The 13,653-nt window shown below is 59.9% G+C and carries 14 protein-coding genes; 5 read left to right on the top strand and 9 right to left on the bottom strand.

Annotated elements, in window-relative coordinates:
• Positions 1 to 449: 449 nt before the first annotated feature.
• Complete coding sequence (locus AB0323_RS13365; RefSeq protein ID WP_366177751.1) at positions 450 to 1,007, top strand: Ltp family lipoprotein; 558 nt, start codon at positions 450 to 452, stop codon at positions 1,005 to 1,007.
• Positions 1,008 to 1,101: 94 nt separating this feature from the next.
• Here AB0323_RS13365 and AB0323_RS13370 read toward each other — a convergent pair whose 3' ends face one another.
• From AB0323_RS13370 to AB0323_RS13405, 8 genes are all read right to left on the bottom strand, one after another.
• Positions 1,102 to 1,824, bottom strand: coding sequence for an Ltp family lipoprotein (locus AB0323_RS13370; RefSeq protein ID WP_366177752.1), 723 nt, complete (start codon positions 1,822 to 1,824; stop codon positions 1,102 to 1,104).
• Positions 1,825 to 2,099: 275 nt separating this feature from the next.
• Complete coding sequence (locus AB0323_RS13375; RefSeq protein WP_366177753.1) at positions 2,100 to 3,140, bottom strand: DUF6569 family protein; 1,041 nt, start codon at positions 3,138 to 3,140, stop codon at positions 2,100 to 2,102.
• Between the two features lie 451 nt (positions 3,141 to 3,591).
• Positions 3,592 to 4,434, bottom strand: coding sequence for a hypothetical protein (locus AB0323_RS13380; protein ID WP_366177754.1), 843 nt, complete (start codon positions 4,432 to 4,434; stop codon positions 3,592 to 3,594).
• Positions 4,435 to 4,510: 76 nt separating this feature from the next.
• The gene (locus tag AB0323_RS13385; protein WP_366177755.1) at positions 4,511 to 4,771 is read right to left on the bottom strand and encodes a hypothetical protein; all 261 of its coding nucleotides are present in this window, start codon (positions 4,769 to 4,771) and stop codon (positions 4,511 to 4,513) included.
• A 375-nt stretch (positions 4,772 to 5,146) separates the two neighbouring features.
• The gene (locus AB0323_RS13390; protein WP_366177756.1) at positions 5,147 to 5,554 is read right to left on the bottom strand and encodes a hypothetical protein; all 408 of its coding nucleotides are present in this window, start codon (positions 5,552 to 5,554) and stop codon (positions 5,147 to 5,149) included.
• Positions 5,555 to 5,799: 245 nt separating this feature from the next.
• The gene (locus AB0323_RS13395; protein WP_366177757.1) at positions 5,800 to 7,185 is read right to left on the bottom strand and encodes an AAA family ATPase; all 1,386 of its coding nucleotides are present in this window, start codon (positions 7,183 to 7,185) and stop codon (positions 5,800 to 5,802) included.
• A 73-nt stretch (positions 7,186 to 7,258) separates the two neighbouring features.
• Positions 7,259 to 7,456 (bottom strand): hypothetical protein, encoded by a 198-nt coding sequence (locus AB0323_RS13400; protein ID WP_366177758.1) that lies wholly within the window; start codon positions 7,454 to 7,456, stop codon positions 7,259 to 7,261.
• 165 nt (positions 7,457 to 7,621) lie between these two features.
• Positions 7,622 to 9,097 (bottom strand): recombinase family protein, encoded by a 1,476-nt coding sequence (locus AB0323_RS13405; protein WP_366177759.1) that lies wholly within the window; start codon positions 9,095 to 9,097, stop codon positions 7,622 to 7,624.
• Between AB0323_RS13405 and AB0323_RS13410 the strand changes: the two genes are divergently transcribed.
• The 3 genes from AB0323_RS13410 to ettA all read left to right on the top strand — a co-directional run bounded on the left by AB0323_RS13410 (position 9,088) and on the right by ettA (position 11,905).
• The gene (locus AB0323_RS13410) at positions 9,088 to 9,531 is read left to right on the top strand and encodes a single-stranded DNA-binding protein (protein ID WP_366177804.1); all 444 of its coding nucleotides are present in this window, start codon (positions 9,088 to 9,090) and stop codon (positions 9,529 to 9,531) included. The two genes, AB0323_RS13405 and AB0323_RS13410, sit on opposite strands and share 10 nt — an antisense overlap.
• Before the next feature lie 374 nt (positions 9,532 to 9,905).
• Positions 9,906 to 10,175 carry a hypothetical protein gene (locus AB0323_RS13415; RefSeq protein WP_366177760.1) on the top strand — a complete coding sequence of 90 codons (270 nt, stop codon included), beginning with the start codon at positions 9,906 to 9,908 and terminating at the stop codon, positions 10,173 to 10,175.
• Positions 10,176 to 10,222: 47 nt separating this feature from the next.
• On the top strand, positions 10,223 to 11,905 hold the full coding sequence (gene ettA, locus AB0323_RS13420) for an energy-dependent translational throttle protein EttA (RefSeq protein WP_366177761.1): 1,683 nt from the start codon (positions 10,223 to 10,225) through the stop codon (positions 11,903 to 11,905).
• Positions 11,906 to 11,995: 90 nt separating this feature from the next.
• Here the strand turns inward: ettA and tesB are convergent, their stop codons facing one another.
• The gene (gene tesB, locus AB0323_RS13425) at positions 11,996 to 12,904 is read right to left on the bottom strand and encodes an acyl-CoA thioesterase II (RefSeq protein ID WP_366177762.1); all 909 of its coding nucleotides are present in this window, start codon (positions 12,902 to 12,904) and stop codon (positions 11,996 to 11,998) included.
• 63 nt (positions 12,905 to 12,967) lie between these two features.
• Between tesB and AB0323_RS13430 the strand changes: the two genes are divergently transcribed.
• Positions 12,968 to 13,642: a hypothetical protein gene (locus tag AB0323_RS13430; protein ID WP_366177763.1), complete on the top strand. Its 675-nt coding sequence runs from the start codon at positions 12,968 to 12,970 to the stop codon at positions 13,640 to 13,642.
• Positions 13,643 to 13,653 lie beyond the last annotated feature (11 nt).

The following is a 13,653-nucleotide window of genomic DNA, read 5'->3' on the forward strand; positions in this document are numbered from 1 at the left end:
ACGTTGAACGAACAGGTCGTGACGGGGGCCCGTAATCCGCGCGAACGGGCGGCTGAACATGGTCACGGCAACCAGAATCAACAGTGGAGCACCGAAAAGCAGCGAGGCCGGCAACCAACCATGCCCGTGGCGTATGCAAGACTGCCGAAACCAGATACAGATCACCGACCCAGACAGATCGGTAGACCAAGGCCTAGCCCTTATAGTTAGGGAATCCTCCCCGCCATCGCGGGGAATGATCACCGCACCGCAGAACAATGAAATCGGGGAACATGAAGCGCTACCTCTCTGCCGTCTTGGCAATAACTCTTATGTGCGGTCTCGCGGCTTGCGGGGGAGGAGTCCAACAAGCGGCATCTTCGACGGAAAAATCCACGCCTTCGCCAAGCAAAACTGCAAATCCTGTCCCCGACGTTGCCGGAAAACCTTGGGATGTCGCATTCACCGCGTTGGCGACCAGCGGATTCAACGTCGTTGTTATCGGCAAAGACGGAAAGAAATGGGCCACGGGCAAGCCGAACCATACTGTCACGGTCGTTTCCCTCAAGCCTTCAGCGGGGCAGCTGTCAGACTCGGGCGACGTTGAGGTGACGGTGAACATAACCGAAGCCGAGTTTGCCGACGCCGGAAAGGCGGCTGCTGACAAAGCGGCAGCCGAACGGGCTGCGGTTGACAAGGCTGCGGCAGATAAGGCCGCCGCCGCCAAGGCTGCGGCTGGGACGGTGAGTCAGCAGAACGCTCTGCGGAAAGCTGCTCAGTACCTCAATTACTCCGCCTTCTCGCGGACCGGCCTGATCAAACAACTGGAATACGAGAAGTATTCGACCGAGGATGCGACCTGGGCCGTGGACCGCGTGACAGTCGACTGGAACGTGCAGGCAGCCCAAAAGGCCAAGGATTACCTGAAACACACCTCCTTCTCCCGCAGCGGGCTGGTCGACCAGCTGCTCTACGAGGGTTACACCCCGGAGCAGGCCGAATACGGAGTGAGTCAGACGGGTCTCTAGTCCGAAACCGTGGCTGAAAACGAGAAAGCCCGCAGTATCAGCTGCGGGCTTTCTCTTTCGATCAAGTTTTCCGGATCGACGATAAGACGGGCGGTTACTTCAGCCCCACCTGGTCAGCCGCGTATCCGGCCTGCGCATCCGTGAACTGGTTGCCGGCAGGGCTGGTGAGCTGGGCGATCAGGCTCTGGCGTGAGAAGCCCATGCCTGAGGTCATGTAGCCCTTTGCTGCTTTGACGGCCTCCGCGTTCCAGTCCGCACCAGAGTTCGCGACGGCGGACTCAGCCTGCGGCGCCGTGAATTCGTTACCGGCACTTGAGGTGAGCTGCTTGGTAAGCGAAGCCTGCGAGAAGCCCATGCCGGAGGTCAGATAGCCTTTCGCCGCTTTGAGGGCCTGTCCGTTCCAGTCAGCACCGGCGTGATCGACGGCCCACTGGGCGTCGGCCTGCGCGAATCCGTTGCCGGCACTTGAGGTGAGCTGCTTGGTAAGCGAAGCCTGCGAGAAGCCCATGCCTGAATCCAGATAGCCCTTTGCTGCGGCCAAGGCCTGAAGCTGGGCTGCGGTCCCGCTTGGTGCAGCGGGGCCAGCGGCTTGTGTGCTAGAGGTGGCCGCAGGGCTCGTTGCTGCGGTGTCCTTCTTACCGGAGTTTGCAGCAACCGAGCTGATGATGATGATGACCACAAGGATCAGGGGAAAAATGAACCTTTTCTTTTTGAACCACGGACGGGACGCTTTGCGGTAGGCTTTGTCCGCTGCGGCCTGGGCCTTGGCATTACTCTTGACACTCTTCTTGTCGATTTGAGTGTTGTTTTCAGTCATTGCTTATCCTGTCTAGATTGCTTCTTGAATGCGAGCGGCGGTCTTGTCCCTGAGAAAAAGACTCCTGGGCTGCACCCCAGTTCAATTCGTATGACACGATCCCCCAGCTAAGTCTTGACGATAGTGCCCCGTTGTGGTGCTCGGCAAATACTTCGGGTCAGAGAGTTTCGTGTCGGGAGGGAGGTATTTCTCGGTGTAATGCCGTTATTATCTGACCTCTACGGAGGTCCCGAATGTGCGCTGGGCCGTCACGGCGGCGAGAGCCCGGACTAACGTCAGACAGAGGCTATGCTGGGATGCTCCATGTTCCAGGCGGACAAGTGAGCGAACTGCGGCGTTCGCTTCGGGAGTGCGACTCTGATTCCGGTTACCGCCTGGCAGCCGTTCTGGACCGAGAATGACTCGCTTTTGAGAGTCCCGTGGTCACGGACGGTAAAAACGTCGTCGCCGAATCGCGCGACTCTGAGATTGCTCAGGCTCGCTGCCACTTGCCGGACATCTTGGGCTGGCGTGGCAGCTTCTGGCATTGTGGCGAAGAGCTGGAGATCCATGACAACCGCGTCGGCCAACTGACCGTAGTGCCGCAAGAAGAGTGAGTGCGTCCCGAATACTTCGATCATCAAAGCTTCTCCGCCAAGCCCGAGGATGACGCCACGCTGGCCTTCGAGGGGGAGTGGCAGTCGGAATGGCTGCGAGATCGTCCTATTTCGACTGGCATTGAGGAGATCCACCAGAGAGCCGGTGGGGGATGATCCGCTAACGCCCTGATGTCGGGAAACGCGCTCCCATATCCGTCCCTGGCGGCTACCAGGCTGTGGACCGTGGAGTTCTGCTCTCACACTGAGTGGGGCGCGGCGGGCGGTGCGACTGTGTGAGTTCTTTCCTCCCCATCGCCCGCGCTCGACGCAAAACGTATCGATCTCGCGGCTTTCCCCGGCGCCCAAGATGACGTCCCGTGCGCAGATCCGGTGCTGGTGACCCCCTTCGAGGAGCTCGCCTTCCAGCAAAAGCGCCGGCTTGGTGCCGTGATTGCTGATGCTGAGCTTGCCCACCTGCGGGCCCGACGCGAGTTCCGTCACCTCCAGATGGCTACCGGTTCCGGTGCTGATGCCGAGCTGACCGCTCGCATTGGTCCATACGGGGAAGACGGTTAGGGAGCCGAGCTGCGTGCCGGCGCCGATGTGGAGCTGAGGAATTCTCATGTGCGGCCTTTCGCGGGAAGCGATGTTGTAAAATTTGCAAAATGTTAGCGATGCAAATTTCTTAATCCTTTTATCAAAAAGAAGATTAAGTGAATCTAATTTGCACATAAACATTTATATCACCAAATAATGCAATTCGCCTTATTGAAATGCATTTAATTCATCGGCATTCTCTGAAATGTTTTATCTTCGCCGTTGCAAGTTTTGCAAAAATCGCGGGACCTTCCACCGGAGTTCCGGCACCTCCTGTGGGCCGAGCTCCAAGGCCGAGCCGGTGAATGAGGGCGGAAGAGCCCGACTGGGGGAGGCGTGAATCATCGATTCGCAGGTGGTCCCCGACGTCTCACACGACTCCATGGCAGGTGAATCCTGGGCATCGTGAAGATTGGACCTTCGGAGATTCAACCTATGGAGATTCAGGCGGGAGGCACTCCATGTGTCCGGTGATGGGGAGCGACTGGGTGAGGGGCGAGTATTGATTTGTCTCTTCGCCGATTCCTGTAGCGGAGTGGCAGCTAAGGGCTACGCCGTAATCTGGATGGATCAGCTCCGGAAGCACGGAAGGCTACACGCGCTGGCCGGCGGCTTCCTGGAGGCGATGAAAATCTTTAGGATACAGGCGCTTTAGATCAGTGATTTTCCCCCAAGAGCCCCGGTGCCAGAGGAAGCACACGAGGCGCTTTTTCCGACCGATGACCATTGGGAGGATGTTGTGCTCCGGATCGGGGTAGCCATTCTCGCCGTCGACGGCAAAGTTGTCTTTGGTGGCCAGCGCTTCCGGATAGGCGGCCCGGAACGCCGATGATGCCGGCTTACCTACGACAACCAAGAGCCCGGCTGGGGCTGCCGAAAGAATCCTATCCAGGTGGAGGCTGGCGCAATGTGCCGATGCCTCCAGAACGCCATGCTCCTTGTTTGATTTGCAATGGACAACCTCTGTCATGACGGCCTCGTCGTACCAGGTCACGTCATCACCTAATAGGGCTTTTGTCTGCTTTTCGATCCAGCCCCAATAAGGCTCCTTGGAGCCCCTGCTGCCGTCGACTTTGAGGTGCTTGCGGTCGATGACCCAGCCCTGGTCGGGGTTGAACCGGTTGACCATGAAATCGGCAATGGCGGCATCATCCCACTCGACAGTGGGATACTTTTCCGCAACGCGTTTCGAGAGCCGCTTGGCTTCAGGATTGCCAGCGCTGATCGCAGGGTTTGACGACAAGAACACCACCCTGGAACCGGCGAGGTTACCTGCCCATGCTTCAGGCACCTGGAATTGCCCTCCTGACCGGGCTTGGGCGTTGACTACCTTATGGCAGGGATGAGAAATGCCTCGAAGCTGGGCGTCATCAACTCCGGAAAGCTCGCCGCACCTGGCAACGCTGAGCGCCAGTTCCTTCAGATGAAGTGGCATGTTGGCTCTCCTGATTAGTCGATGTTGCGTGGATTACTACAAGGGCCTGAGGTTCACACGTAATTGCGCTATCAAGCTAGACCTCCAGATCCTCTTGGATCCGCTCAATGATCCTGACCTCCAGTGCGTTGTCTTCGAGAAGCTCATTAATGAGTGCGCGGATCGCCCACACGTGCTGGACTCTCGTACGTCCAAGTTGGAACGCCACATCCTGGCACCACGAGGCCAGCTCGCGGTAGAGGTCGGGGTCAATGTCTGCGCTCAGCCGAACCTTCTTGGACTGGGGTGCGGTTCCTTCCGCGTTCGGGGTGGGTTCGCCTTGGACAGCCTTGGTCATCGTGCTAGTACTTCCTTCTTCTCCGTCTTGGCCACAACCTCGTGGCATCCGTGGAGTTACTTATCGGGGTCCAGGGGGACTGGGCAATTGCCTCACGCGCAATTGCCCAGGCCAGTTAGCGGTCGCAATAATCCTAGGACGAATTGCGCGGGTCGCGGTGGAGGTCCCCGCGTTCGCCAGACGCGCCTATGGTATTTGGGCTCTTGGTACTAGTAACCCAGGGACTATGAACCCATGGAACTAGGAAGTGCGGACGACCTCGAACGGGCTCGGAAGCGTAGTCCCAAAATTCGCCGGAGTAGGACATTTGAATCTCCCGGCGCTCGCTGCCTCCCGTTGATGAGAGTCGCTAGACCACATCAATTCCGGCGGAGATCATTGTGGGGCCTTGTAGTGACGGACTACCTGCTTGACCTCGTCGTTGACCATGAACTGGTCAGTTACGTACTGCCAATCCCCACCGCCACGGTGGAATTCGCCCGCACAGGAGCAGATGCATTCGTCCCGTTTAGCGGCCTGGCAAGCCGTTGTACAGATGACCTTTTCTGAGTACTGCCTGATGAGCCACACTCCGGCATACCGGCTCCGCAGGGCGGTCGTGAGGGCTTCTTGCTTGGTCTTGGTGATCTGCCACCAGACAAGGCCGGTCTTTGGGTCACGCTTCCAGTCGGCCCTGATGCCTAGCTCCTCCTTGAGCCAGCCCCTGACCCACGTCCCGCCGTCGGGGAAGTAGACGTTGAGCTTTTGGCGGTCGAGCAGGTTGTATATCGTTGCTTCTCGCATGACGCGATCCTTTGTTAGCTGTTGCTTGGATCGTCGTTGCGTCAATATGTCTTATGTCTTAGTGCGAACGGTGGTTGGAAGGATTGGTTACTGGTTGGGGCTAAAGCCCCCCCAACCAAACCAACCATCCACCTACATACCCGGTTCTATGGTTGGGTAATGGTTGGATATATGGTTGCCAACCATAGAATCCCCGAGATCTAGCGGAAGTAGAGGCATGATGGCTTCTATGGTTAGATACTGTCCTAGCCAATAGTGGGGTCCGTCGGCGCCATGGCTAGCGGATGCAGCCCAACCATAGTGCTGCGGCCTTTCTGCGTCTGCGAGAGGTGGTTGGAGGCGGTCATCCACTCCAGGGCATCCTTGAAAACCTTGGCATTTCTGTCGATTCCGACCGCCTCGGATAATGCGCGGGTCGAGAGCTGCCCTCCATTGAGCGCATTCATAATGAGGCGCTGCGTCTCCTCGGATGGAGTCTTGACGGCCAGCTCCGCATGAGCTGCTGAAAACTTGGAAATCGGAACACAGACAGCGCCCTCTGAGTCGAGATCGGGCAGCTTTGCGCTGCCGGAGATCTCATAGCTGATGGTGTCCTGGGGCGCCGGACCGCCTTTGACCTTGATCCATTCGAGCTTGGCCTTACCGGACTTCTCGCCGATGCTGGAGAGCTTGGCCTGAGCGTCGCACTTGCCCATCATTCCGGAAGCACCGCGAGCTTTGTTCCCGTCGTGGCCGGTGTGGTGGACGACTATTGCCATGAAGCCGTAAGTGTCGCCAAGGCGCTTGACCTTACGGAGGACCCCCACCATGTCCGTGTTCGAGTTCTCGTCCACACCGGGAGCCAGGTCGATCTGTGTATCGAAAACGACGAGCGTAGGGGACAACCCCTTGTCCAGTACTTCCGCAAAGAGGCGGTCCCACGAATCCGCGTGCTGGATGTCAGGCTCATCATCCCTGCGGCGCTTGGCATCGATGGACAGGAAGACGCTGTCACCATCGCCACCGTCAAGGAAAACCAGGCCGCTAAGGTCGGATTGGTGTACCTCTGGGTGGTGCTTGAGCCAAGCGTCGACGTGAACCGACAGAGCGGCTCCGCCTTCGGCAGCGACATACAACGCGTCCTGGGGCTCGCCCTCGTTGTTGAGTTGGTAACCCTGCCATTCCGGAAGGCCGGCGCACCACGACATCACCAGATCAAGGACGAGGAGCGTCTTACCTGTGTAGGAAGCCCCGAAGAGCTGGAATAGCCCGGATTTGTGTACCCTGTCCTGAACAAGCCATTCGATTGCGGGGGTCTTGATCATGTCGGCAGCGGACTTGAGGCGGTTGGGGTACTTGGTCCAGTAATCCATTTCCGCAATTTGGCGCTGATCTTCAGCAACGTCCTCCGGGTCATATGCCTTGACGAAATCCACGCCAGAGAAGCGGAGCTCACCTTTCCACTTGTAGTAGCAGGGAAGGCCTTGCTTGTGCAGCGCCACCGCTGCGGTCATACGGGTGAAGTCGTTCTTCCCCTCCACGGTCGGGATGTCATACCCAGCCTCTTCCCACTGCTGGGGGGTGACGGATCCTAGCGAAGGATCTTCCTGAGCAAAGCGTTGCTTGAGAGATTCGAAAACAGACAATTTCATGATTACTTTCTGATAAAATGGTGTTGATTACTTTCCGAATTCCCCGGTGGACCAACACCGGGGAATTTGTTTTTTACTCGACTTCTTCAGCCTCAAGACGCTCAAGGTGGACCTCGGCCTCTGTGAGGGCGCGGAGCGCGACGTTTAACTCTCTGCCGTGTCGGCGCTCCATGGCGTCAATCGCGTTTCGTCGGACAGCCGCAGACTGGCGGGCCTTCGTGAGATCTGAGGCGACGTATCCCTTTTTGCGTCCCGGTCGATTTGTTGACATCTGTATATCCTTAGGTGTAAAATGCCGAATTTCTTCGATATCTAGAGTATACAGGACAAAAATACCTCGATTGTTGACCGTTTGTGCACAAGGGTGTATGGTCTCGAATTTCATGAAATGAGATCAAAAAAATCCCCGCCAGCGGAATCTGACGGGGACCGATTCTTAGGGGTGCACGTTGTCGGGTAAGCTTACGAGTTCCCCCTTTACTTCCTTGCCGGTAGCTCGACTGATTAGCTTCACGTGCTCGGGGCTCCATCGGACACCCCTGGCGGTGCGGACGAGTGTAATGGACTGCCAGATGCTCTGAATGATTCTCCGACGCCTGGCAAGGCTCATCTCCTCCCACTGGAAGACCATCTCAATGCCTTCTTCCGCCTCTGATTCCGTAGCGACTCTGACAAGTGAGACAGTCTGCATCTCGGTGAGCTTACGGTCTAGCTCGGTTAGCCGGGCCTCATGCTTCCCACGAGGTATGCGGTACTCGGATGGCCTAAGGCCTTCTTCTCCCGCCTCTTCCAGCCATTCGGCCCATGATTGGGTTTCGAGGGCGCGAGCGGCCCGCAGGCGCTCAAGTTCGGCTTTGTCCGTCTCCACTTCTTCGGAGCTCACGGAGCCAAGTTCCCTGAGTGTCATAAGTACCACCCAGTTGTCCGTACGCCCCATCGTCTTGGCCACATGTGCGGATTCAGAGCATCGGTAGACCCACATTTCCTTGCGGTTGCCGCGTGCTTTAGCAGTGCGCGTCCCGTAGCACTTCCCCCCACACACAGAGCAAGTCAGTAGGCCGGAAAGAAGAGTGTCGCGGCTGTTGAGCTTGGTGACGGCTCGCTTTGGATCTTTGAGGATTGCTCGGATTCCGCGCCACGTATCAGGTTCGATGATGGCCTCCCAGCTGCCCTCCATCTCTTCGGAAACCTCTACCTCTTCGCCGTCAACGATCTTCTTACTCTTGTATATGCGCAGCCCTGCGACGCGTGGAGAGGTCATGACACGGTGAAGCGTCGTGTTCTGCCAGGGCTTCCCGAGAGTGGATGTGATGTCCACGGAGTTGATCCAACGGACACACTCCGCCATGCTCTGGCCTTCCAGCAGCATTCCTGCCATGGTCTTGACCGCGTTGGCTTCCCGCTCGACAATGCTGCCGTCCGTCTCATAGCCGAAAGGACGTTTGGACCAGTGCGGCTTGCCCTTCTCACGGCTCTGGGCAAACGCGGCTTTCTGGCGTGCGCTGCGTCGCTCGGTCTCCGCCTTGGCCACGGACGCCTTGATCCGGGCAAAGAGTCTTCCGTTGTCTGTCAAGAGGTCGGCGTCACCTCCACACGTGGCGAGCAGCAAGCCGCGCTTCTCTGATAGGTCGATCAATTCCTCAAGCTGGATCGGATGGCGGTAGATGCGGTCAAGGTCATAGGCGCTGATCGCCTCGAATTCTCCGGCCTCCCAGTCGGACAGCATTTGCTCATAAGCGGGGCGGACCGCCTTGGCAGATGTGGCACTGACGGAGTTGTCTGTGTACACCCTTCCTGCTTCCCACCCCTTTTCCTTTAGCATCTTCCGAATGAGTGCTTCCTGACGCTCGACCGCCAGACCTTCGCCGGTCTTGTCCTTGGAAATCCTGAGGTAGAGCGCTGATTTGGTCATGGCTAAATGTTACCAACAGTTGGTTCAGCGTCCAGGCGTTCAGGCATCTCGCGGGAAACATCGGATGCAGCGTCAAGAAGGGCCAGCGGGTCATCGTGGTCGGGAAACTCAAGTTGAGGCAATGGGAACACGACGGCAGGATCTACCACGTTGCCGAAATCGTCGCCGAGTCGGTGGGGCACGACCTCATGTGGGGCTCGGCGAACTTCATCCGGACCACCGGTAGCACTGGCCCGCAAAGCACGCCCCTGGCCGCTGAGGCGGAGCCGGAGAACCCGTGGCCCTCGGACGAGGAAGATGGTGAAGACGGCCCGCACGACGACGAAGACGGCAGTGCCGCAGCCGAGCGGGAAATTATCCTTCCGGCCGGAGAAGGCGATGAGTCGGTTCTCGTTGATACCCGCACCGGAGAACTCGTGGACGCACTGAAATGACTCGGGCGTTTGAAATGACGCTGGCGCCTGAAACCGGGATGCCCCGGACATCCGCGGATGCCGTGTGGCGCAGCGCGTAGTGCGTCGCATGGCAGAATGGCCGGGTGATGAGCAGGGGAACGCCGCGAAAACGATCAGTACGCCGCGACGCGGCCGGGAGCCCGGGTTTGCTGCTTGCAGTACCGTTAATCATGGCCGGGCTGATGGCCGGCTGCACGGTGCCTGCTCCTGTGGTGTCAGGAAGCACGGCGGTTTCATCGCCAGCCCCATCGAACACAGCCACCGCAGCTCCCGCAGTCACCCCCAGTGCTGGAAACTCATCGGCATCGGCGTCCGCTTCGCTCAGCCCGGGCACTGCGACCCTGAAGCAGACCATGGAATCCGTACTGAAGACCATTGCCGCCGCAACTCCGAAACCGGCACAAGACGAACTGCGATCGCAACTCGTATCCGCCGGGATTCCGGCCCCTGCTGTGGAGGTATCGGCGAGCAAGACGCCAACGGGGCTGGATGTCGACGCCATCGAGGCCGCGGCGAGACTGGACAAGGACTGCGTCATGGGCGAGATCAGGGCCGGCCAGGTTTCCGTGACGGTCTTGCCAGTGTTGGCCAGCGGCAAATGCTTCGTCGGGGATTCCCGCTAGCAGGGCCGAATGTGAGTTATGCCTTGCCACCCATTAGATTTAACGGCATGGCGGAATTCATTTATACGATGACCAAGGCTCGCAAGGCCGTTGGCGAAAAACTAATCCTGGACGATGTCAGCATGTCGTTCTTCCCTGGCGCGAAGATCGGCGTCGTTGGCCCGAACGGAGCCGGCAAATCCACGATCCTGAAGATCATGGCTGGTATCGACACACCGTCGAACGGCGAAGCCCGCCTCAGCCCCGGCTACTCCGTGGGCATCCTCCTGCAGGAGCCGCCCCTGAACGAGGAAAAGACCGTCCTGGGCAATGTCCAGGAAGGCGTGGGCGAGATCTACTCGAAGATCCAGCGCTTTAACGAGATCTCCGAGGAAATGGCCAACCCGGACGCCGACTACGACACCCTGCTGGAGGAAATGGGCCACCTTCAGGAAGCCATCGACGCAGCAGATGCGTGGGACATCGATTCCCAGCTCGAGCAGGCCATGGACGCACTCCGCTGCCCGCCGGGCGACTCCGACGTGACTGTCCTGTCCGGTGGTGAACGCCGACGCGTGGCTCTCTGCAAGCTCCTGCTGCAGAAGCCGGACCTCCTGCTCCTTGACGAGCCCACCAACCACCTGGACGCCGAAAGTGTCCTGTGGCTGGAGCAGCACCTCTCGGCCTACCCTGGTGCCGTCCTCGCCATCACCCACGACCGCTACTTCCTGGACCACGTCGCCGAGTGGATCTGTGAAGTGGACCGGGGCCGCCTGTACCCCTATGAAGGCAATTACTCCACCTACTTGGAGAAGAAGCGTGCCCGCCTCGAAATCCAGGGCAAAAAGGACGCCAAGCAGGCCAAGCGCCTCAGCGAGGAACTTGAATGGGTCCGCTCCAACGCCAAGGGTCGCCAGACCAAGTCGAAGGCCCGTCTGGCCCGGTACGAGGAAATGGCAGCCGAGGCTGACCGCACCAGGAAGCTCGACTTCGAGGAAATCCAGATTCCGCCAGGACCGCGCCTGGGTGGCCTGGTCCTGGAAGCCAAGAACCTGCAGAAGGGCTTCGAGGACCGGACCCTGATCGACGGGCTTTCGTTCACGCTGCCCCGGAACGGCATCGTAGGCGTCATCGGTCCTAACGGCGTCGGCAAGACCACCTTGTTCAAGACCATCGTCGGGCTGGAACCGCTCGACGGCGGCGACCTCAAGATCGGTGACTCGGTCAAGATCTCCTACGCAGATCAGAGCCGTGGCGGCATCGACCCCAACAAGACCCTGTGGGAGGTCGTTTCGGACGGCCTGGACTTCATCCAGGTCGGCCATGTTGAAATGCCGTCCCGCGCCTACGTCGCGGCCTTCGGCTTCAAGGGGCCGGACCAGCAAAAGAAAGCCGGGGTGCTCTCCGGTGGTGAGCGTAACCGCCTGAACCTGGCGCTGACCCTCAAGCAGGGCGGAAACCTCCTGCTTCTTGACGAGCCCACCAACGACCTCGACGTCGAGACCCTCAGCAGTCTTGAGAACGCGTTGCTCGAATTCCCCGGCTGCGCCGTAGTGGTCTCGCACGACCGGTGGTTCCTCGACCGGGTCGCCACCCACATCCTGGCCTACGAAGGCGACGAGGAGAACCCGTCGAAGTGGTACTGGTTCGAGGGTAACTTCGAGTCCTACGAGGAGAACAAAGTGGAGCGCCTCGGTGCGGACGCTGCCAAGCCGCACCGTGTCACGCACCGCAAGCTGACCCGCGACTAAGCGGATTACTCCACAGAAGGCCGGCGCCCTGGATATTCCCCCGGGGCGCCGGCCTTCTTTGCTTCGATGATCCTGGCGGCGTTGCGGCGGCTACGCCGGGATCCGGAGCATGCCCTCTTGCGCTACCGTGGCGACGTGCCGGCCATCGCGGCTGAAGATTTTGCCGGTGGCGAGTCCGCGGGCGCCTTGGGCACTGGGGGACTCCTGCACGTAGAGCAGCCACTCGTCCACGCGGACGGGGCGATGCCACCACATGGCGTGGTCAAGGCTCGCGACGCTCATGCCTGGCGTCATCCAGCTCAATCCGTTCTTGCGCAGCACCGATTCCAGGATGGTGTAGTCGCTTGCGTACGCCAAGGCGGCCAGATGAAGGTTGGGATCGTCCGGCATCGGGCCGAAGGTCTTCATCCAGACCGCATTGCTGGCTACCCGGTCCTTCGGCGCCTCCACATAGATTGCGGGATCGACGTGGCGGACATCGAAGGGCCGCTCGAAGGACATATGGCGGGCGAGCGGATGGTCGTACTTCTGCAGCAGTTCCGCCGTGCTCGGCAGTGATTCGGGGTCCGGGATTCCGGCCGGCATGGCGGACTGGTGTTCCACCCCCTCGGCTTCGGTCTGGAAGGAAGCGATCATCGACAGGATCGGTTGGCCTTCCTGGTAGGCGTGCACCCGCCGGGCTGAGAACGAGCGTCCGTCACGAAGCCGTTCAACGCTGAAAGTGATGGGCTGGTTGGCGTCGCCCGGACGAAGGAAATAGCCATGCATGGAATGGACGGTCCGGTCCTCCTCGACCGTGCGCATGCCGGCAACGAGGGACTGGGCGAGCACCTGCCCGCCGAACACGCGGTGGCGTGGCTGTTTCTGGGAGGGGCCGAGGAAGATGTCCTCGGCGGTCCTCGCGCCGTCGAAGTCGGCCAAGGACAACAGGTCGATGAGGGTGGATGTGGGGTCCTCAAGGGCGACCTGATGTTCCAGGCCGGCGCGCGCGTCAGTCATGGTTCGACTCTAGACGCCCCCCTGACCCCTCTCAACCGCGGACATGCCGGTAGAGTCGATGATGTGTCCGATGTTTTGACCCAGTCCTTCCGTTTCGTCGATCCCCGTGATCTGGCGGATCTCCGCACTTACGTCACGCGTGCCAAGAGCATCGACGACGGCGCCATCCGGCTGCAGGCCTCCGGAAGGGTCCTGGCTGCATATGTGTGCGTCCTGAGGCCCCGCCTCCTGGGCGAAGCGACGCCGACCATTCTCGGGCTTCGGACCATCGCCCTCGCCGCTGACGCGCAAGCGGACGTCACCGTGAGCCTGTCCTCGGTCCTGGACCGCTTGGCGCGTTCCGGTGCCGACGACGTCGAGCTTCCGATCCCGCCGTCGACCGTTTCCGAACCGTGGGCAGGAGTCGGAGCGCCCCGCAGCGGCTGGGAGCCGCTGGGTTCAGTGCCCGACGCCGAACTCAAGTCCGTGGCGAATGCCGGCATTGCCGAGGTGGCAGGGATTGTTCCGGACCAGCCTGGTGCGCTGATCGTCAACAATGCCAGGGCCGCGGTGTGGGGCCGGGAGATTCCGGGACTCGACGGCGTGCCCGCAGGCGCGGCATTCGCGGCCTTGGCGCTCGGTTTCCTTGGCGACGGCGAACACCGGCTCTTCCGCAACGGCCGCTGGTTCCGGCTCAGCGGGAGCCGGGGCCACATCCTGGCACGATCCGGATCAGGCCTGGGTTTCCAAGCCCGTTGAGATTGGGGCAG

It is taken from the genome of Arthrobacter sp. NPDC080031 (genome assembly GCF_040702485.1).
Lineage (GTDB): Bacteria > Actinomycetota > Actinomycetes > Actinomycetales > Micrococcaceae > Arthrobacter.

Excerpts from the sequence above, each read along its gene's own strand:
- AB0323_RS13395 (WP_366177757.1), bottom strand. The coding sequence starts at position 7,185 with ATGAAATTGTCTGTTTTCGAATCTCTCAAGCAACGCTTTGCTCAGGAA.
- AB0323_RS13380 (WP_366177754.1), bottom strand. The coding sequence starts at position 4,434 with ATGCCACTTCATCTGAAGGAACTGGCGCTCAGCGTTGCCAGGTGCGGC.
- AB0323_RS13405 (WP_366177759.1), bottom strand. The coding sequence starts at position 9,097 with ATGACCAAATCAGCGCTCTACCTCAGGATTTCCAAGGACAAGACCGGC.
- AB0323_RS13415 (WP_366177760.1), top strand. The coding sequence starts at position 9,906 with ATGGAATCCGTACTGAAGACCATTGCCGCCGCAACTCCGAAACCGGCA.
- AB0323_RS13385 (WP_366177755.1), bottom strand. The coding sequence starts at position 4,771 with ATGACCAAGGCTGTCCAAGGCGAACCCACCCCGAACGCGGAAGGAACC.
- AB0323_RS13370 (WP_366177752.1), bottom strand. The coding sequence starts at position 1,824 with ATGACTGAAAACAACACTCAAATCGACAAGAAGAGTGTCAAGAGTAAT.
- AB0323_RS13375 (WP_366177753.1), bottom strand. The coding sequence starts at position 3,140 with ATGTTTATGTGCAAATTAGATTCACTTAATCTTCTTTTTGATAAAAGG.
- AB0323_RS13390 (WP_366177756.1), bottom strand. The coding sequence starts at position 5,554 with ATGCGAGAAGCAACGATATACAACCTGCTCGACCGCCAAAAGCTCAAC.
- ettA (WP_366177761.1), top strand. The coding sequence starts at position 10,223 with ATGGCGGAATTCATTTATACGATGACCAAGGCTCGCAAGGCCGTTGGC.
- AB0323_RS13400 (WP_366177758.1), bottom strand. The coding sequence starts at position 7,456 with ATGTCAACAAATCGACCGGGACGCAAAAAGGGATACGTCGCCTCAGAT.
- tesB (WP_366177762.1), bottom strand. The coding sequence starts at position 12,904 with ATGACTGACGCGCGCGCCGGCCTGGAACATCAGGTCGCCCTTGAGGAC.